Origin of the sequence: Bradyrhizobium nivariense, from assembly GCF_029846695.2 — a bacterium.
Taxonomy (GTDB): Bacteria; Pseudomonadota; Alphaproteobacteria; order Rhizobiales; family Xanthobacteraceae; genus Bradyrhizobium.
This window is the reverse complement of record NZ_JARWCR020000077.1, coordinates 28,020-45,353: the sequence shown is the minus strand read 5'-3', so window position 1 is coordinate 45,353 and position 17,334 is coordinate 28,020. Positions and strand designations below refer to the sequence as shown.

Genomic DNA, 17,334 nt, shown 5'->3' with positions numbered 1-17,334 from the left:
GTGCTCCGAACAATTCATCGCTTGCCATCGTGGTCTCCTGCGAATCCGCCATCGCCAGAGAATCACACTGCGACGGCTTTCGGCTATAGTGCTCGATGAGCCGTCGAATAGATCACACCCTCTGAGGTGCGAGGTTGCGGTGCAAAGCACCGCAGAGCGAGCCTCGAAGGATGAACGGCCGAGATGCAGCCGGGCCGTCGCCCTTCGAGGGCCGCTGAAGAAGCGGCCACCTCAGCGTGACGGTGTTAGATCTACATTCAGACGCCAGAGCTGCAGACTCAAGCCCCCTACTCCCACGCCCACGTCGAGAAATCGTTCTCGTATTGCGGCACGTCCTTCCAGACGCCCTTCAGCTTCTTGTTGGTGATGGTGATCAGCTGCGGCTGGTACAAATAGCCGGAGACGGCGTCGGTTGCCAGCATGCGCTGGGCGTCGCCGAGGAGCTTGGCACGGGCAGCCTCGTCCGGCGTCGACACGATCTGCTTGTAGAGCGCGTTGAACGCTTCGTTGTTGTAGCCGAGATAGTAGTCCGGCTCGGTGATCTTGACGAGGTCGAACGGCTCGACATGGCTGACGATGGTGAGGTCGAAATTGTGCGGACCGTTGCCGGCGAACACCTGCGACAGCCATTGCGCCCATTCGACGTTCTCGATCTTGGCGATGATGCCGACCTTGGCAAGCTGGGCCGCAAGGATCTCGCCGCCCTGCCGCGCATAGGACGGCGGCGGCAGCTTGAGCGACAGCTCGAGCGGGGTGGTGATGCCGGCCTCGGCGAGCAGCTTCTTGGCCTTCTCGGGGTCGTAGGGGTTGATACCGGTGGTATCGACATAACCGAGCGCGCTCGGCACGTAGAAGCTGCCGATCGGCGTGCCGAAGCCGTCGACCGCGCCGTCGATCATCGCCTTGCGATCAATCGCCGCGAGGATGGCGCGACGCACGCGGACGTCATCGAGCGGCTTCTTGCGTTCGTTGATGGCGACGATGGTCTTGGCGCGGGAGCCGCCGACCAGCACGGTGAAGCGCGGATCGGCCTTGAACTGCGCGATGGTGCGCTGGGCCGCCACGCGTGGAAACGCGTCGACGTCGCCCGACAGCAGCGCCGCGGTCTGCGCGGACGGATCGGAGATGAAGCGGATCGTCACCTTCGAGAGCTTGATCGCGGCGGCGTTGCGGTAGTCCGCCCATTTGTTCAAGGTCATCGAGGAGCCCTTGGCCCAGGCGCCGAGCTGATAGGGTCCGGTGCCGACCGGCTGCGTGACATTGGTGGCAGCGCTCTTTGGTTCGACGATCGAGCCGCTCGCCTGTCCCAGCAAGAACGGCAGGTTCGGCTCGGAGTTCTTCAGGGTGATCACGACCGTGTCGGGATCGGGCGCGGCAACGGACTCGAAGCTCTGGAACAGGCTCTTGTCCTTGTTGGTGCTGGTGGCGACCGCATTGCGCTCGAACGAGAACTTCACCGCCGCGGAATCGAACGGCTCGCCATTGTGGAATTTGACGCCCTTGCGCAGCTTGAACGTATAGGTCTTCAGGTCGGGCGAAGCAGTCCAGCTCTCCGCCAGCAGGGGCGAAGTGGTGCCGTCCTCGTTGATCTTGGTCAGCGTCTCATAGATGTTGTAGAGCGCGACTTCTGCGATCGCGGCGGCGGCGGCGTTGGTGGGATCGAGCCCCGGCGGCTCCAGCGCCATTGCCATGACGACGCTGTCCTTCTTGCTCTGCGCCAACACCGGCAACGGTGCCGCGGCAAGCGCGGCGGCAAGTGCGACGATGGATAGTTTCCTGAACATGCGTAACTCCCCGGCCTTCTCTTGTCCCAACCTACGCTAATCCCGCCGCGGACGCTAACCTTCCACGGGCAATTGCGGCAACGCCATCACGGCCTCCGCCTTGTGGCAGGCGGCGAGATGCGTCTCGCCCACCCTGCGTAGCTCAGGCAGAACCTCGCGGCAATGCTGGTCGGCGAGCGCGCACCGCGACACATAAGGACACCCGGTCGCGGCCGCCGATTGCGAGGCGATTGCCTGGGCCCCGCGCCGGCGCCGGCCGCCGCCGGCGCGCGCCCGCGGCACGGCATCCAGCAGCGCTCGCGTATAGGGATGGGCGCAGCGCTCGAACAAATCCTCCGGCCGGCCCTGCTCGACGATCCGGCCGAGATACATCACCGCAACCTCGTCGCAGAGATAGTCGACGACGGCGAGGTCGTGGCTGATCAGGACGTAGCTCAGGCCGAACTGCTCCTGGAGATCCTGCATCAGGTTCAAGACCTGCGCCTGCACGGAGACGTCGAGCGCGGAGACCGGCTCGTCGGCGACGATCAGCTTCGGCTGGGTGATCAGCGCGCGCGCGATCGCGATGCGCTGGCGCTGGCCGCCGGAGAATTCGTGTGGATATTTCTCCATGTCGGCATCGCGCAGGCCCACCTGCCGCAGCACCGCGGAGACGCGCGTGCGAAAAACGGTGCGGTCGGCGCCCTCCAGCACGGTCAGCGGCTCGGCGACGATCCGCGCGATGGTCTGGCGCGGGTCGAGCGATCCGTAGGGATCCTGGAACACCATCTGGAAATCGCGGCGCGCGCGGCGCAGCTCGTCGGCGGAGATGCGGTTGAGATCGCGCCCGAGCAGCGCGACCTGTCCCGCTGTCGGACGCTCCAGCGCCATCACCACCCGCGCGAAGGTGGATTTACCAGAGCCGGATTCGCCGACGATGCCGAGGCTCTTGCCGGCATCGACCCGCACGCTGACACCATTGAGGGCGCGCACCTGCCCCGGCGGGCGGAACAGGCTTTCGCGCGGCAGCGTGTAGCGCTGCTCGAGATCCTTCACGTCGAGAAGAGGCGCGGTGCTCATGCGGACAACGCTCCGACGCGTTCGGCCATCGACACATCCGTCCGGATGCAGCGCACGACGTGGCCAGGTCCGACGTCCACCATCGGTGGAAGCGCGACCCGACACTGCTCGATCACGAGCGGACACCGATCGGCAAAGGTACAGCCGGACGGCAGATCGGCGAGCTCCGGCACTGTGCCCGATATCGTCGTCAGCCGCGTCCCCTTGCGTGCGCCGAGCTTCGGCCGGGCGCGGAACAGGCCCTGCGTGTAGGGATGGCCCATGCGGCGGAACACCTCGTCGGTCGGTCCGCTCTCGACGACGGTGCCGCCATACATCACCATCATGCGTTGCACGTTCTCGGCGATGACGCCGAGATCGTGCGAGATCAGGATCATCGACATGCCGCGCTCCTCGACGAGGTCGGCGATGAGGTCGAGGATCTGGCCCTGGATGGTGACGTCGAGCGCCGTGGTCGGCTCGTCCGCGATCAGCAGGTCGGGCTCGCAGGCGAGCGCCATCGCGATGGTGACGCGCTGGCGCTGGCCGCCGGAAAACTGGTGCGGATAGGCATCGACGCGCCTGGCCGGATCGGGCAGCCCGACACGATCGAGCAAGGCGATCGTCTCCTTGCGCGCCTGCGATGCCGAGTATTTCCTGTGACGCCGCAGCGGCTCGGCGACCTGGTCCCCGATCGTGTGCATCGGGTTGAGCGCGGTCATCGGCTCCTGGAAGATCATGCTGATCCGATTGCCGCGCAAGCCGCAATAATCCGCATCCGAAAGCCCAGAGAGCTCGTTACCATCAAGCTTGATGCTGCCCGAGACCACGGCGCTGTCCGGCAGCAGTCCCATCAGCGACAGTGCCGTCACCGACTTGCCGCAGCCGGATTCGCCGACGAGCCCGAGCGTCTCGCCGCGCTTCAGGACGAAGCTGACGCCGCGCACGGCCTGCGCCGGCCCGCGGCTGGTGTTGAGGCGCAGGCCGAGATTTTCGACCGCGATCAACGGCTTGGTTGCGGGATCAGCCATGGTCACCGCTCCCGCGCCAGTCTTGGATCGAACAGATCGCGCAGTCCGTCGCCCAGCAGATTGAGGCCGAGCACCGCAATCGCAATCGCAGCGCCCGGATAGACCGCGAGCATCGGCGACTGGAACAGCAGCGTCTGTGCGTCGTTCAGCATGCGGCCCCAGGAGGGCTGCGGCGGCTGCGTGCCGAGGCCGAGATAGGACAAGGCGGCCTCCGCAAGGATCGCGAGCGCGAACTGGATAGTCGCTTGCACGATCAGGATCGACAGGATGTTGGGCAGGACGTGCTCGATGGTGATGCGGAAAGACCCTTTCCCCGCGACGCGCGCGGCCAGCACGAATTCGCGCGCCCAGATCGCGTTGGCCGAGCCGCGCGTCAGCCGGGTCAGCGTCGGGATCTGGAAAATGCCGATGGCGACGATCGAGGTCACCATGCCGGGCCCGACGACCGCAGAGAGCATGATGGCGGAGAGCACGGCCGGAAAGGCGAAGGTGAAATCGGTGAAGCGCATGATGATCTCTTCGGTCCAGCCGCGCTTTGCCGATGCGACCAGGCCGAGGCAGACGCCGAAGGTGAGACCGATGCTCACGGCGATGATGCCGACCATGATGGTGGAGCGCGCCCCCGCGAGCAGCAGCGAGACGATGTCGCGGCCGAAGACGTCGGTGCCGAGCCAGTGCGCCGCCGAGGGCGGCCGGAGTTTTGACGCGATGTCGATCTCGTAGGGCGACCAGGGCGTCCACACCAGCGACAACAGGGCCGAGGCGAGAACCAGCAGGCTCATCGCGCCGCCGAGCACGAAGCTGCGATGACGCAGCGCGCGGCGCCAGAAGGTCCGGGCCGGCAGAGGGCGCGTTGCGGCCGGCGCGTCGACGAGGGTGGTCAGCGGCGCGCTCACAAATCGTGGACCTTGATGCGGGGATCGACGAAGGCATAGAGCACGTCGACCACGAAATTGACGATGACGACCATGGTCGCGAGCAGCATCACGCAGTTGCGCACCACGATCAGGTCGCGGTTGGCGATCGACTGGAAGATCAGGCGGCCGAGGCCGGGCAGATAGAACACGTTCTCGATCACGATGGTGCCGGCCAGCAGATTGGCGAATTGCAGCCCCATCACCGTCATCACCGGGATCATCGCGTTGCGCAGCACGTGGCTCCACAGCACCTCGCGCTTGCCGAGCCCCTTCGCGCGCGCCGTGCGGACGAAGTCTTCACGCAGCACTTCCAGCACGGCCGAGCGCGTGACGCGCGCGAGGATCGCGGCCTGCACCACCGCGAGCGAGACCGCCGGCAGCAGCAGCGACTTGATGCCGAGCCAGATGCCGTCCTCCCAGCCGGGAAAGCCGCCCGCGGACAGCCATTGCAGCCGCACCGAGAACAACAGCACCAGCAGGATCGCAAACCAGAAATTCGGCAGCGCGATGCCCACCTGCGTCAGCGACATCACGCCGACGTCACCGAGCTTGTTGTGGTTGGCGGCAGTGTAGATGCCAGCCGAAAGCGCCAGCGTCACCGTGATCAGCATCGACATGATCGCGAGCGGAATGGTCAGCACCAGCCGCTCCGCGATCAGGCTGGCTACCGGCGTGCCGTAGACATAGCTGTTGCCGAGGTCGCCGACGAGGAGACCCTTGATCCATTGCAAATAGCGAACCGCCAGCGGCTGGTCGAGCCCGAGCTTGACGGTGAGCGCACGCACCGCGTCGGCCGAGGCATCGGCGCCCATCAGCATCTGCGCGGCGTTGCCCGGAAGAGCATCCAGCACCAGGAAAATGATCACGGATGCGCCGACCAGCGTCGCCAGCAAGGTCAGCAGACGTCGGAGGACAAATACGCTCATGCGCTCACGAGCTCCGACGTCGTCCTGGCGAAGGCCAGGACCCCCGAGCGAGCGCTTCGCGCTCGTCGCGATAACCCCAGTGAGCGAATTGGCGAAGACTGGTCCTCCGGTACTGGCACCGTCCGCCACCGATAGATTCCGCGGTATGGGTCCTGGCTTTCGCCAGGACGACACCGGGGGGGTTGCGGGCGCCATGCCGCATTGGGACAAATACGCTCATGCGCGCTCGGATTCAGGGCTCATCCGCGGCACGATCAACATGTCCGGGCGCCGGAGGCAAGTCCTTTGCAAAGAACTCCTTTGCACACAAGTCCTTTGCATGCCCATCTCCTCGAGCCGGCCAGCGGGACAGGAGGTCATGCGAAGCCTCGAACAGCGCGCTCACGCGCAGCAAGTCCGCATCGCTGCGGAAGCGGCCGACGAGCTGAAGGGCGATCGGCAGGCCATCGCGGCCGAAGCCGCAGGGCAGACTGATCGCGGGGTGCCCGGTCATGTTGAACGGCATGGTCCAGGGGAACCAGTGCGGTCGGACGCTGTCAAAGTGCTTGCCGTCGATCTCGATGCTGCCGAACAGGTCCTGCTCGATCGGCAGCGCGGTGCGGGTGATGGTCGGCATCGCCAGCAGATGCCCACGCGCAAGCAGGGATTGCACCCGGCGGAACAACGCCGTGCGCGCGAACATCGCTTCCTGATAGGCGACGCCGCTGACGTCGGTGGCGAGCGCAAGCTGCTTGAGGAACGCCTCGCTCAGCGCATCCCCGTGCTCGGCCGCGAGTTTTGCAAAGCGCGTCCGCCAGACCGTGTGATTGATGGCGCGCCAGATCGGCTCGATGTCGAACCCCTCGCCGGAAAACTCCTCGAGTTCGACACCCAGGCCCGCCAGCCGGTCGAGGCTCGCCTTGAAGCCGGCCTCGACATCGGCAGAGACAGGGCGTCCGGGCGGCGACAGGCAGTACAGGATTTTCTGCCCACGCAGATCGCCGCGCGGAGCGGCCGTGCCGATGAAATCGGGCACGGGCACCCCGATCGACCAGGGATCACAGGCATCCTCGCCGGCCATCGCCTGCATCATCAGCGCGGTGTCGGCGACGGTTCGCGTCATCGGCGTGACATAGGTCTGGTTGCCGAAGACGTCCAGCGCCTGGCTATGCGGGATCACGCCGTTGCTCTGCTTCAGCCCGACCACGCCGTTGCAGGCGGCGGGAATTCGCGTCGAGCCGCCACCATCGGTCGCGATCGCAAGCGGCGCGATGCCGCTCGCCACCGCCACTGCCGCACCGCCGCTGGAGCCGCCCGACGACCGCTCCCTGCTCCAGGCATTGCGGGTGCGGCCGAACAGGGGCGAGTCGGTCAGGCATTTGCTGCCGAATTCGGGCGTTGTGGTCTTGCCGATCAGGATGGCACCTTGCGCACGCAGCCTTGCAACCGCGACGGCATCCTCGTTCGGAACGTTGTCCTTGTAGGGAACGGCGCCGAAAGTGGTCTTCACGCCCCTGGTGTTGACGATGTCCTTGACGGTGACGGGGATGCCGTGCAGCAGGCCGAGCGGCTCGCCGGCCAGCATCTTGCGCTCGGCCGCGCGCGCCTCTGCCATCGCCGCGTCGCCGCAGAGCGTGATGAAGCAGTTCAACTGGGGCTGGAGCGCCTCGGCGCGCGCGAGCACGGCGCTGACGAGCTCGACAGGGGAAATCTGCTTTTCGGCGAGGAGGCCGCGCAGTTCGGTCGCGGACAGCAGGCAGGGATCGCCGTTCATCGTCACATCACGCTCCGAAGCGGGCCGCCGTTGGCCCAAAGACATTGACAGCGAGAATGACAGTTTTGTTAACTCGCCGTCCAATACGATTTTGGTGATCAACCCATACGATTTCGGTATGCCAATGGATCTTCGCCGGCTCCGCTATTTCGTCGCCGTCGCCGAGGCGCGCAGCGTCGGCAAGGCCGCCGAGCGGCTGCGGATGGCGCAGCCGCCGCTTTCGGTCCAGATCCGCAAGCTCGAAGCCGAGATCGGCGCGCCGCTGTTCCGCCGCGGCACGCGCGGCATGGACCTGACCGAGGCGGGCCAGGCGCTGTTCGCGCGCGCCGGCGAGGCGCTGGCGCTCGCGGCCGACGGCGCCGAAGCCGCCCGCGCGGTTGCATCCGGGCGGCGCGGGCGAATCTCGGTCGGATACATGTTCGTGCTGGCAAATGCAGTGCTGCCGCGCCTGATCCCCGAGCTGCGGCGGTCCATTCCCGGCGTCGATCTCGATTTCGCCGAGCTCAGCGCCTCGACCCGCGAGGCGCGGCTGCTCGACCGCAGCGTCACGGTCGCGCTGTGCATGCCGGCGATCCATCATCCCGAGATCCAGGTGGCGCGGATCGGCGCGCAACCGTTCATGCTGGCGATGCCGATCCGCTCGCCGCTCGCCCGCCTGGGCTCGGTGCCGATGGCGCGGTTGCAAGGCCGCCCGCTGATCGCGCTGCCCCGTCCGGACCAGGACCCCGCCTCCTCCGCGGTCACGGCCTTGCTGCGGCGGCACCAAATCGTGATGCCGATCGCCGGCCGGGTCGAGACGGTGCATTCGGCAATGAGCCTGGTGCTGGCCGGTGAAGGCCTCGCCATCCTGCCCGCCTGCGCCCAGCTCGGGGCGCCGCGCGGCATCGTGTTCCGGCCGCTGCGGGATGCGACCGACTCGATCGACATCGCGGTGTGCTGGCGGCGGGACTCTCACAGCCCGCTGATCCGCACCTTCCTCAAATGCGCCGAGAAGGTCGTCGCGCCGCTGTGACGCGGCGCTACAAGCTCCAGGTGACCTCATGGCTCCACGGCGGATCGGCACCGGGACGGGTGCAGGTCAGGCCGGCGCAATTGGCGGCGAAGGACAGCGCACGGCGAAGCTCGTCTGCGCCGATGTCCTTCAGTTGGTGTCGGGCGAGACGCCCCTGCTTGTGCAGGGCGAACAACAACGCCGCCTGAAAACTGTCGCCCGCGCCGATGGTGTCGGCGACCGCGACCTTGGGCGCGGCGACCTCGATCTGCCCTGCCCCCGCATGCCACGCGATCGCGCCGTTGTTGCCGCGGGTGATGACGACAAGGCTCGCGCCCCGTGCAAGCAGCGTGTTCGCGCGCTGCTGATACGGCTCGTCGCCGAACAGGTAAGCAAAATCGACGTCCGACATCTTGATGAGATCGGCACAGCCGGCAAACTCGGTCATGCGCGCCAGATAGGCCGGCTTGTCCTTGACGAGGTTGGGCCGGCAGTTCGGATCAAAGGAGATTGTCGAGGACGCCCGTGCGTCCGCGATCAGGGCCCTGGTCTCGGTCGCGCCCTGGTCGTTGACGAGCGTGGTCGAGCCGACATGGACGGCCTCGACGGTCGCGAATGGAATGGTGCCGCGGCGATAGGTCCAGTTCCGCGTCGCGGTCTCGGCATCGTAGAACGCGTAGTGCGACTCGCCTGCGACGATGCGAACGAAGGCGAGCGTGGTCTGGTGATCGCTGCTTGTGGCGAGACCGAGTTCGACATTGGAGCCAGCGGCGTGGTCGGCGATCATGCGCCCGAACATGTCCGTCGAGATGCCACCGACGAAGCCTGTCGGCGCGCCCAGCCGCGCCATGCCGATTGCGACGTTGAGGCAGGAGCCGCCGACAGCCGGCATCACCGCCTCGCGGCCGTCGCCGCTCCGCGTCGGCACGAAATCGATCAGCGCATCGCCGCAGGAAATCAGCATCCGTTTCAACCTCTTGCGATGTCGCGCATCGCCGCGCGGCTGCCGCGATCGACCTCGCGCAGCAGCTTGTAGACTTCGCGCTTGCGGGCGTGAAAGGCGGCGATGTCGGGCGTGGTCGGCTCGCTCTTCCGTCCCAGCGCCGACATCTTTGCCATGGTCTCGCCGATCGAGGCATAGGCGCCGCCGGCGACCGCGCCGAGCATCGCGGCGCCCAGCAGCACCGGCTCCCTGGTCTGCGGCAGCGCCACGGTGAGACCAGTCGTATCGGCCATGATCTGCCGCACCAGCGGACTGCGGCTGGCACCGCCGCCCATGATCATGATGCTGGAATGGACGCCATGCGCGGCAAAGGCCTCGATCACCTCGGCAAGCCCATAGGCGAGCCCGCACAGGCCGGCGACGAACAGCCGTTCCATCGAAGCGATGTCGGTGTCGAGATCGAGGCCCGCGATCACCGCGCGCGTGTCAGGATCGGCGTAGGGCGAGCGGTTGCCGATGAACTCGGGCAGGACATGGACGTCGCGGGCCAGCAGCGCGGCGCGGCTGGCGCCGCCTGTGCGCGCGATGATGCGGCGCTCGAGGAATTCGATGAGGTCGAGGTCCTCGCTGCGCGCCGCCGCGCTCGCTTCGGCGTGGCCGGGATGCGATTTGAGAAGATGGTCGATCGCCGCGCCCGCAGCCGACTGTCCGCCCTCGTTGAGCCAGAAGTCCGGCACCATGCCGGAGTAATATGGACCCCATACGCCCGGCACGAAGCACGGCTCCTTGGTCGTCGCCATGATGCAGGCCGACGTTCCCATGATGTAGGCAAGGCGGTCGCCGACATCTGTCGCGCCGTCCGATTCATCGCGGCCGCCGATCGCGCCGATGCCGCCGGCATGCGCGTCGATCAGGGACGCACCGACCGGTGTGCCCGATGGCAGGCCGAGATCGGCCGCGGCAGTGCGGGTGAGACCCGCACCCAGGCGCGTACCGGGGGCGACGATCTCGGTGCCGATCCGGGCATATTTCTCGGCGACGAAATCCGATAGGCCGATCCGCTGGAAGAACGGCGCGCTCCAGCCGCCCCCATCGTGCGCGAGGTAGTTCCACTTGCAGGTGACCGTGCAGGTCGAGCGCTGCAGCGAGTCGGTCGCGCGCCAGGTCAGGTAATCCGCCAGATCGAAGAAATGACCGGCGGCATCGAAGCTCGCGCGCATGTGCCGCTTCAGCCACAGCAGTTTCGGCATCTCCATCTCGGGCGAGATCGAGCCACCGACATAGCGCAGCACGGCGTCACCGGTTTCGTTGATCAGCCGCGCCTCAGCAATGGCGCGGTGATCCATCCAGACGATGACGTTGCGCTGCCTGTCGCCGGAGGCGCTGACCGTGATCGGCTCGCCCCTGATATCGAGCACCACGAGCGAACAGGTGGCGTCGAAGCCGATGCCGCCGACGCTGTCGGGCGCGATGGCAGCTTCCGCCATCGCGGCGCGCACCGACGCCGTGCAAGCGTCCCAGATATCCTGGGACGACTGTTCGACGATGTCGCCGGCCTCGTGCCATATCCTGATCGGATGCCGCGCGATCGCCAGCAAGGTGCCGGCCTCGTCAAACACCCCTGCCCGCGTGCTCGTGGTCCCCACGTCGACGCCGATATACGCTCGCGGCATTGTCGCTCCTGGAAGCTCTCGTCAGTTTTGACGCAAGCCTACCAGCAAGTGTAGCCGCCATCCACCAGCACGATGCTGCCGGTCATCAGGCTCGCGGCCTCGGAAGCAAGGAACAGCACCACGGAGGCGATCTCCTCGACCTGCCCCATCCGCGCCATCGGGGTTCCACCGATCCAGGCGTCGTACATTCTCGGGTTACTCTTCACGAAGGCGTTGAGCGGCGTCTCGATATAGGTCGGCGCCACCGCGTTGACGCGGACGCCGCGGGCGCCCCATTCGGCGGCCAGCGATTTCGTGAGATGGTGCACCGCGGCCTTGGAGGCATTGTAAAAGCACTGCTCCTGCGGCTTGTTGACGATGAAACCCGACATCGAGCCGATATTGACGATAGCGCCGCTCTTGGCGTTGAGCATGTGCTTGCCGAACTCGCGGCAGCACCAGAAGGTGCCATTGAGATTGACGTCGATGACGTTGAGCCAGTGCTCGTCGGCCACGGTCTCCGCCGGCGTCTCGCTGCGCGCAATGCCGGCATTGTTGACGAGAATGTCGACATTGCCGTGGCGGGCGACGAGGTCGCTCGCGACCTCCGCCACGCGCTTGGTGTCGGTGACGTCCATGATCGCCGTCTCGGCGTCGAAGCCCTTCGCCTTCAGGCTGGCCTTCGCACTGTCGGCGACCTTGCTGTCACGATCGCCGATGACGACCCTGGCGCCGGCTTCAGCCAGCGCTTCGGCGCAGGCGAGCCCGATGCCCTGCCCGCCGCCGGTGATGAACGCCGTCTTGCCGTTCAGCTTGAATTTTTCCAGGTACATGTTGCTCTTTCCGTTTCTTGCCGTTTCTTGCCGTTTCTTGTCAGCCCCTGATAGCGTTGCCGCTCGCGTCGAAGCGATGGATGCGCGCGGGCTCCGGCACCAGCGACACATGGTCGCCGGCGTGCAGGCTCAATTCACCGATGTAGCGCGCCGTCAGCATGCCGAGCTGACCGGCATCGACATAAAGGAAGGTGTCGCTGCCGAGATGCTCGGCCACCGCGATCGTTCCCTGCCAGCCGCCGGCGCCGTCGCGCTCGATCTTGAGATGCTCCGGCCGTACGCCGATCGTTGCCGCGCCCTTCTGCAAGGCGTGCTCGCCGGTCACGAAGTTCATCTTGGGCGAGCCGATGAAACCGGCGACGAAGAGATTGGCCGGCTTCTCGTAGAGATCCAGCGGCGAGCCATATTGCTCGATCTTGCCGCCGTTGAGCACCACGATCTTGTCGGCCATGGTCATGGCCTCGACCTGGTCGTGGGTGACGTAGATCGCGGTGGTGCCGAGCTGCTTCTGGAGTCGCGTCACCTCGATGCGCATTTGCACGCGCAACGCCGCATCGAGGTTGGAGAGCGGCTCGTCGAACAGAAACGCCTTGGGCTCGCGGACGATGGCACGCCCGATCGCGACGCGCTGGCGCTGGCCGCCGGAGAGCTCGCGCGGCTTGCGGTCGAGATAAGGCGTGAGGTTCAGCGTCGCGGCGGCCGCCTCGACCTTGCGGTTGATCTCGTCCCTGGCCAGCCCCGCCATCTTCAGGCCGAAGCCGATATTGCCGCGCACGCTCATATGCGGATAGAGCGCATAGGACTGGAACACCATCGACAGCCCGCGCTTGGCCGGCGGCGTGTCGACCACGTTCTTGCCGTCGATCAGAATCTTGCCGCCGCTGACATCCTCGAGCCCGGCGATCAGTCGCAGCAGCGTGGTCTTGCCGCAGCCCGAGGGACCCACGAACACCACGAACGACCCGTCGGCGATCTCGAGGTCGGCGCCCTTGATGATGTGCACGGGGCCGAAGGATTTTTGCACGTCCTGAAGTGTGATCTGACCCATGATCCGGCAGCCCCTTTACTTCACCGCGCCGAAGGTGAGCCCGCGCACGAGCTGCTTCTGGCTGAACCAACCGAGGACGAGAATAGGCGCAATCGCCAGCGTCGAGGCCGCCGACAGCTTTGCCCAGAACAGCCCTTCCGGGCTCGAATAGGACGCGATGAACGTGGTGAGCGGCGCAGCGCTCGAGGTCGACAGATTGAGCGTCCAGAACGCCTCGTTCCAGGCGAGGATCAAATTGAGCAGCATGGTCGATGCGAGCCCCGGGATCGCCATCGGCGTCAGAACATAGACCAGCTCGCGGCCGATGGTGGCGCCGTCCATGCGCGCGGCTTCCAGGATGTCGCGTGGGATCTCCTTGAAATAGGTGAAGAGCATCCAGATCACGATCGGCAAATTTCCGAGGCACAGGATGAAGACGAGGCCGATGCGGGAATCGAGCAGGCCGAAGGACTTGTAGATCAGGTAGATCGGCACCAGCACGCCGACCGGCGGCATCATCTTGGTCGAGAGCATCCAGAGCAGGATGTCCTTGGTGCGCTTGGTCGGCGAGAACGCCATCGACCAGGCTGCGGGAATGGCGATCAAAAGCGCAATGAGCGTCGAGCCGCCGGCGATGATGATCGAGTTCAGCGCGTGGTGGAAATAGTCGCTGCGCTCCTGCACGGTCGCGTAGTTTTCCGTGGTCCAGTGGAAGAACAGGAAGGACGGCGGAATCGCGAAGGCCTCAAGTTCGGTCTTGAAGCTCGCCAGCACCATCCAGAGGATCGGAAAGAAGATCAGGAAGCCGAACAGCCAGGCGCCGATCGTCGATATCGTCACCTGCTTCGTCGTCGCCATTCGCGCCATGTCTCATGCCTCCAGGTTGCGGCCGACGATACGCACGAGGAAAAAGGCAACAATGTTGGCGATCACGACAGCGACGAGGCCGCCCGCCGAGGCGGTGCCGACATCGTACTGGATCAGTGCCTGCGAATAGATCAGGAAGGCGATGTTGGTGGTCGACAGTCCCGGGCCGCCGCCCGTGGTGACGTAAATCTCGGCAAAGACGGTGAGCAGGAAGATCGTCTCGATCAGGATCACCACCGTGATGGGACGCGCAAGGTGCGGCAGCGTGATGTAGATGAAGGTCGAGACCGCGCTGGCACCGTCCATTTCGGCGGCTTCCTTCTGCTCTTCGTCGAGCGACTGCATCGCAGTGAGCAAAATCAGCGTCGCAAACGGCAGCCATTGCCAGGACACGATCAGGATCACGGCGAGCAGCGGCACGTCGTTGAACCAGTCGATCGGCGTCAACCCGAACACCGAGGCGATCCAGGCGAACAGCCCGGACACCGGATGCATCAACAGGTTCTTCCAGACCAGCGCGCTCACCGTCGGCATGACGAAGAACGGCGCGATCACCATCAGCCGCACGATGTTGAGGCCGATCACGGGCTGGTCGAGCAGCAGCGCCAGCGGAATTCCGAGCAGGACGGTCAGCGCCAGCACCGAGCCGACCAGCACCAGCGTGTTCTGGAGCGACGCGAGGAACGCGGGATCGGTGAGAAAGTAGCGGAAATTTTCCAGCCCGATGAACGCTTCCGAGCCGGGATCGAGCAGGCTGTAATGCAGCGTCGAGAAATAGATCGTCAGCGCGAGCGGGACGATCATCCAGATGAACAGCAGCCCGACGGCCGGCGTCAGGAGCGACCGTGCGAGAAGCTGAGTCTGCCGGGTTGCCATTCTTGGCTTCTCCGCTTGCGGGAAGAAGGCGGCCATCCATCCGTAGCGGTGGATGGCCGCAAGTCTGAGCTCAGGAGGGGGAGCTCGGGTTCACTTGATGTAACCCGCGCGCTTCATCTCGCGCTCGGTTGCGGATTGCGCCGCGGTGAGTGCGGCATCGACCGTCATCGATCCCGCGAGCGCGGCCGAGAACTGCTGGCCCACCTGCGTGCCGATGCCCTGGAATTCGGGGATCGCGGCATATTGCACGCCGACATAGGGCACCGGCTTCACCGTCGGCTTGTTCGGATCGGCGGCATCGATCGAGGCCAGCGTCAGCTTGGCGAACGGGGCGACCTTCAGATAATCAGGGTTTTGGTAGAGCGAGGTTCGCGTGCCCGGCGGCACGTTGGCCCAGCCCTCCTTCGCAGCCACGACCTTGGTGTAGTCCTTGCTGGTGGCCCAGGCGATGAACTTCTCGGCGGCTTCCGACTTCTTCGAGCCGGCGGGGATTGCGAGACTCCAGGCCCACAGCCAGTTGGCGTTCTTGCCGAGCCCGGTGTTGGGCGCCATCGCAAAGCCGACCTTGTCGGCGACCTTGGAATCCTTCGGATTGGTGACGAAGGACGCCGCGACAGTGGCATCGATCCACATCGCGCACTTGCCGGCATTGAACAGCGCGAGGTTCTCGTTGAAGCCGTTCGAGCTCGCACCGGGAGGGCCGGCCTGCTTCATCAGGTCGACATAGGTCGACAGCGTCGCCTTCCATTCCGGGGTGTTGAACTGCGGCTGCCACTTCTCGTCGAACCAGCGCGCCCCATACGAATTGGCCATGGCGGAGAGAAACGCCATGTTCTCGCCCCAGCCGGCCTTGCCGCGCAGGCAGATCCCGTAGACGCCCGCACTCTTGTCGGTGAGCTTCTTGGCGGCATCGATCACGAAATCCCAGGTCGGCTTTTCCGGCATCTTGAGGCCGGCCTTGTCGAACAGGTCGGTGCGGTACATCACCATCGAGCTCTCGCCGTAGAACGGCGCGGCGTAGAGCTTGCCGTCGACGGAGACCGCATCCTTGATCTTGGGCAAGAGGTCGGCGACGTCGTAGTCGGCGCCGAGATTGGCAAGCGGCACCAGCCAGCCCTTCTTGGCCCAGATCGGCACCTCGTAGGTGCCGATGGTGAGGACGTCGAACTGGCCGCCCTTGGTGGCGATGTCGGTGGTGACGCGCTGGCGCAGCACGTTCTCCTCAAGCGTCACCCATTTGACCGATATGTCGGGATTCTTCTTGGTGAATTCGGCCGTCAGCCCCTGCATGCGGATCATGTCGCCGTTGTTCACGGTGGCGATCGTCAGGGTCGTTTCGGCCATCGCGGGGACGGCCAGAAGCAGGACAGACGCGCCGCAGACGGCGCCGAGCACGTGTTTCACGGTGACCTCCCTAAGTTCGCGCTTTTGGGCATATGCCCACGCGTTGGGCGTATGTTCAGCCGAGCGAGTGCTGTTGTCAAGCAGGCGCGCAGGCATTCCCGCAACTTATGAGTGCTGCGGTGCGATACCCTCCTCCCGTCATGCCCCGCCACCGGGTCTCGCCTTCGGCGAGCCCGATGACAGGCTCCGGCGGGGCATCCAGTACTCCGTGCCGCCTGTTGATTTGCCCCAAGCCTGCCCGCAGCGTACTGGATCGTCCGCCTTCGCGGACGATGACAGCGGTGTGTGTGGCGAGACTCCCGCCTCGCGGCCACGCAGAAACAGCGAACGGCCTCAGCGCTCCAGAATCGCCCTTGCGGTCGCCTCGTCCGTGATCAGCCCGTTGATCAACCGCCCGTTCAGCGCCGCCGCGATCGCCGGCACCTTGGCCGCACCGACCGCGGCGCCGATCGTCGTGGTCTTTGCCGGGACCTCCGGCGGAATGCTGGTCAGGCGCTTGTTGGTGCCGGCCTTCAGCAGGCGGCCCTTGGAATCGTAGGCCCAGCCGGTGATCTCGCCGATCGCCCCCTGCCGCATCATCTCGAACAGTTCATCGCGGGTGACGAAGCCGTCGACATGGACCTGCGCCTTCTGGTCCATCTGGCCGATGCCGACGAGACGCAAATCCGCCTTGGCCGCGACCGCCTTGACCTTCGCGATCGGCTCGATCCGGACCATCCTGTTGCGCTCGTCCTCCGACGACATCAGGAACGGCAGCGGCATCGGATAATGCCGCGCGCCGGTGCGGTCGGCGAGCCGGCCAACGGTATCGTAGAAGCTCGCAGAGCCGTCGGCGGAGATGTTGCCGACCAGCGAGACGATCTGGTGATTGGGCCGGTCGATCGGCGTGACGCGCTCGACCGCGGCACGCACCGCGCGTCCCGTCCCGAGCGCGACGATGACGGGTGTCTCGGAGCGCAGCGTCGCGTCGAGCAGGTTGGCGCAGCGTTCGGCAATGCCAGCGGTGGCCTGCGGCGCCGCGGGATCGGCCGGCACCACCTCGCAATGCGCAAGGTCGAAACGCTCCTTCAGACGCGCCGCCAATTCCATGCACGCGGCGATGGGATGTTCGAGCCGGAAGGTGATGAGCCGTTCGGCGAGACACAACGACACCAGCCGCTGCGCCGACGCGCGCGACACCTGGAGCATTTTCGCGATCTCGTCCTGGGTGTGACCGGCAATGAAATAGAGCCAGCCGGCGCGCGCGGCGTCATCGAGCCTGGACTTTTCGTTCTCGGCGGCCATGGCAGGCG

The 17,334-nt window shown here is 65.8% G+C and carries 15 protein-coding genes; 1 reads left to right on the top strand and 14 read right to left on the bottom strand.

Going from position 1 to position 17,334, the window contains the following annotated elements; all coding sequences use genetic code 11:
- Positions 1 to 287: 287 nt before the first annotated feature.
- The 6 genes from QCM77_RS38545 to QCM77_RS38520 form a co-directional block, all read right to left on the bottom strand.
- Complete coding sequence (locus tag QCM77_RS38545; RefSeq protein WP_280096351.1) at positions 288 to 1,784, bottom strand: ABC transporter substrate-binding protein; 1,497 nt, start codon at positions 1,782 to 1,784, stop codon at positions 288 to 290.
- Positions 1,785 to 1,838: 54 nt separating this feature from the next.
- Positions 1,839 to 2,843 (bottom strand): ABC transporter ATP-binding protein, encoded by a 1,005-nt coding sequence (locus tag QCM77_RS38540; RefSeq protein ID WP_280096350.1) that lies wholly within the window; start codon positions 2,841 to 2,843, stop codon positions 1,839 to 1,841.
- Positions 2,840 to 3,853, bottom strand: coding sequence for an ABC transporter ATP-binding protein (locus QCM77_RS38535; RefSeq protein ID WP_280096349.1), 1,014 nt, complete (start codon positions 3,851 to 3,853; stop codon positions 2,840 to 2,842). Before QCM77_RS38535 ends, QCM77_RS38540 begins: the two co-directional genes overlap by 4 nt.
- Positions 3,854 to 3,855: 2 nt before the next feature.
- Positions 3,856 to 4,749, bottom strand: coding sequence for an ABC transporter permease (locus QCM77_RS38530; protein ID WP_280096348.1), 894 nt, complete (start codon positions 4,747 to 4,749; stop codon positions 3,856 to 3,858).
- Positions 4,746 to 5,696 (bottom strand): ABC transporter permease, encoded by a 951-nt coding sequence (locus QCM77_RS38525; protein ID WP_280096347.1) that lies wholly within the window; start codon positions 5,694 to 5,696, stop codon positions 4,746 to 4,748. The genes QCM77_RS38530 and QCM77_RS38525 overlap by 4 nt, the downstream gene beginning before the upstream one ends.
- A 232-nt stretch (positions 5,697 to 5,928) precedes the next feature.
- Entirely contained in the window at positions 5,929 to 7,449 is a 1,521-nt protein-coding gene (locus tag QCM77_RS38520) for an amidase (protein ID WP_280096354.1), read from the bottom strand.
- 124 nt (positions 7,450 to 7,573) lie between these two features.
- Between QCM77_RS38520 and QCM77_RS38515 the strand changes: the two genes are divergently transcribed.
- Entirely contained in the window at positions 7,574 to 8,461 is an 888-nt protein-coding gene (locus QCM77_RS38515; protein WP_279660012.1) for a LysR family transcriptional regulator, read from the top strand.
- Positions 8,462 to 8,468: 7 nt separating this feature from the next.
- On the opposite strand, the gene QCM77_RS38510 is transcribed toward QCM77_RS38515, so the two are convergent.
- The 8 genes from QCM77_RS38510 to QCM77_RS38475 form a co-directional block, all read right to left on the bottom strand.
- Positions 8,469 to 9,404 (bottom strand): carbohydrate kinase family protein, encoded by a 936-nt coding sequence (locus tag QCM77_RS38510; protein ID WP_280096346.1) that lies wholly within the window; start codon positions 9,402 to 9,404, stop codon positions 8,469 to 8,471.
- Positions 9,405 to 9,409: 5 nt separating this feature from the next.
- Complete coding sequence (locus QCM77_RS38505) at positions 9,410 to 11,056, bottom strand: FGGY-family carbohydrate kinase (protein WP_280096345.1); 1,647 nt, start codon at positions 11,054 to 11,056, stop codon at positions 9,410 to 9,412.
- A gap of 38 nt (positions 11,057 to 11,094) precedes the next feature.
- The gene (locus QCM77_RS38500) at positions 11,095 to 11,868 is read right to left on the bottom strand and encodes an SDR family NAD(P)-dependent oxidoreductase (RefSeq protein ID WP_279659902.1); all 774 of its coding nucleotides are present in this window, start codon (positions 11,866 to 11,868) and stop codon (positions 11,095 to 11,097) included.
- Between the two features lie 40 nt (positions 11,869 to 11,908).
- Positions 11,909 to 12,916: an ABC transporter ATP-binding protein gene (locus QCM77_RS38495; RefSeq protein ID WP_279659903.1), complete on the bottom strand. Its 1,008-nt coding sequence runs from the start codon at positions 12,914 to 12,916 to the stop codon at positions 11,909 to 11,911.
- A 15-nt stretch (positions 12,917 to 12,931) separates the two neighbouring features.
- Positions 12,932 to 13,762, bottom strand: a complete 831-nt coding sequence (locus tag QCM77_RS38490) for a carbohydrate ABC transporter permease (protein ID WP_279659904.1) — start codon at positions 13,760 to 13,762, stop codon at positions 12,932 to 12,934.
- A gap of 3 nt (positions 13,763 to 13,765) precedes the next feature.
- The gene (locus tag QCM77_RS38485) at positions 13,766 to 14,638 is read right to left on the bottom strand and encodes a carbohydrate ABC transporter permease (protein WP_279659905.1); all 873 of its coding nucleotides are present in this window, start codon (positions 14,636 to 14,638) and stop codon (positions 13,766 to 13,768) included.
- A gap of 90 nt (positions 14,639 to 14,728) precedes the next feature.
- A complete protein-coding gene (locus tag QCM77_RS38480) occupies positions 14,729 to 15,982 on the bottom strand; it encodes an ABC transporter substrate-binding protein (RefSeq protein WP_280096353.1) in 1,254 nt (417 codons plus the stop codon).
- Positions 15,983 to 16,375: 393 nt separating this feature from the next.
- Entirely contained in the window at positions 16,376 to 17,326 is a 951-nt protein-coding gene (locus QCM77_RS38475) for a sugar-binding transcriptional regulator (RefSeq protein ID WP_280096344.1), read from the bottom strand.
- Between the last annotated feature and the right edge of the window lie 8 nt (positions 17,327 to 17,334).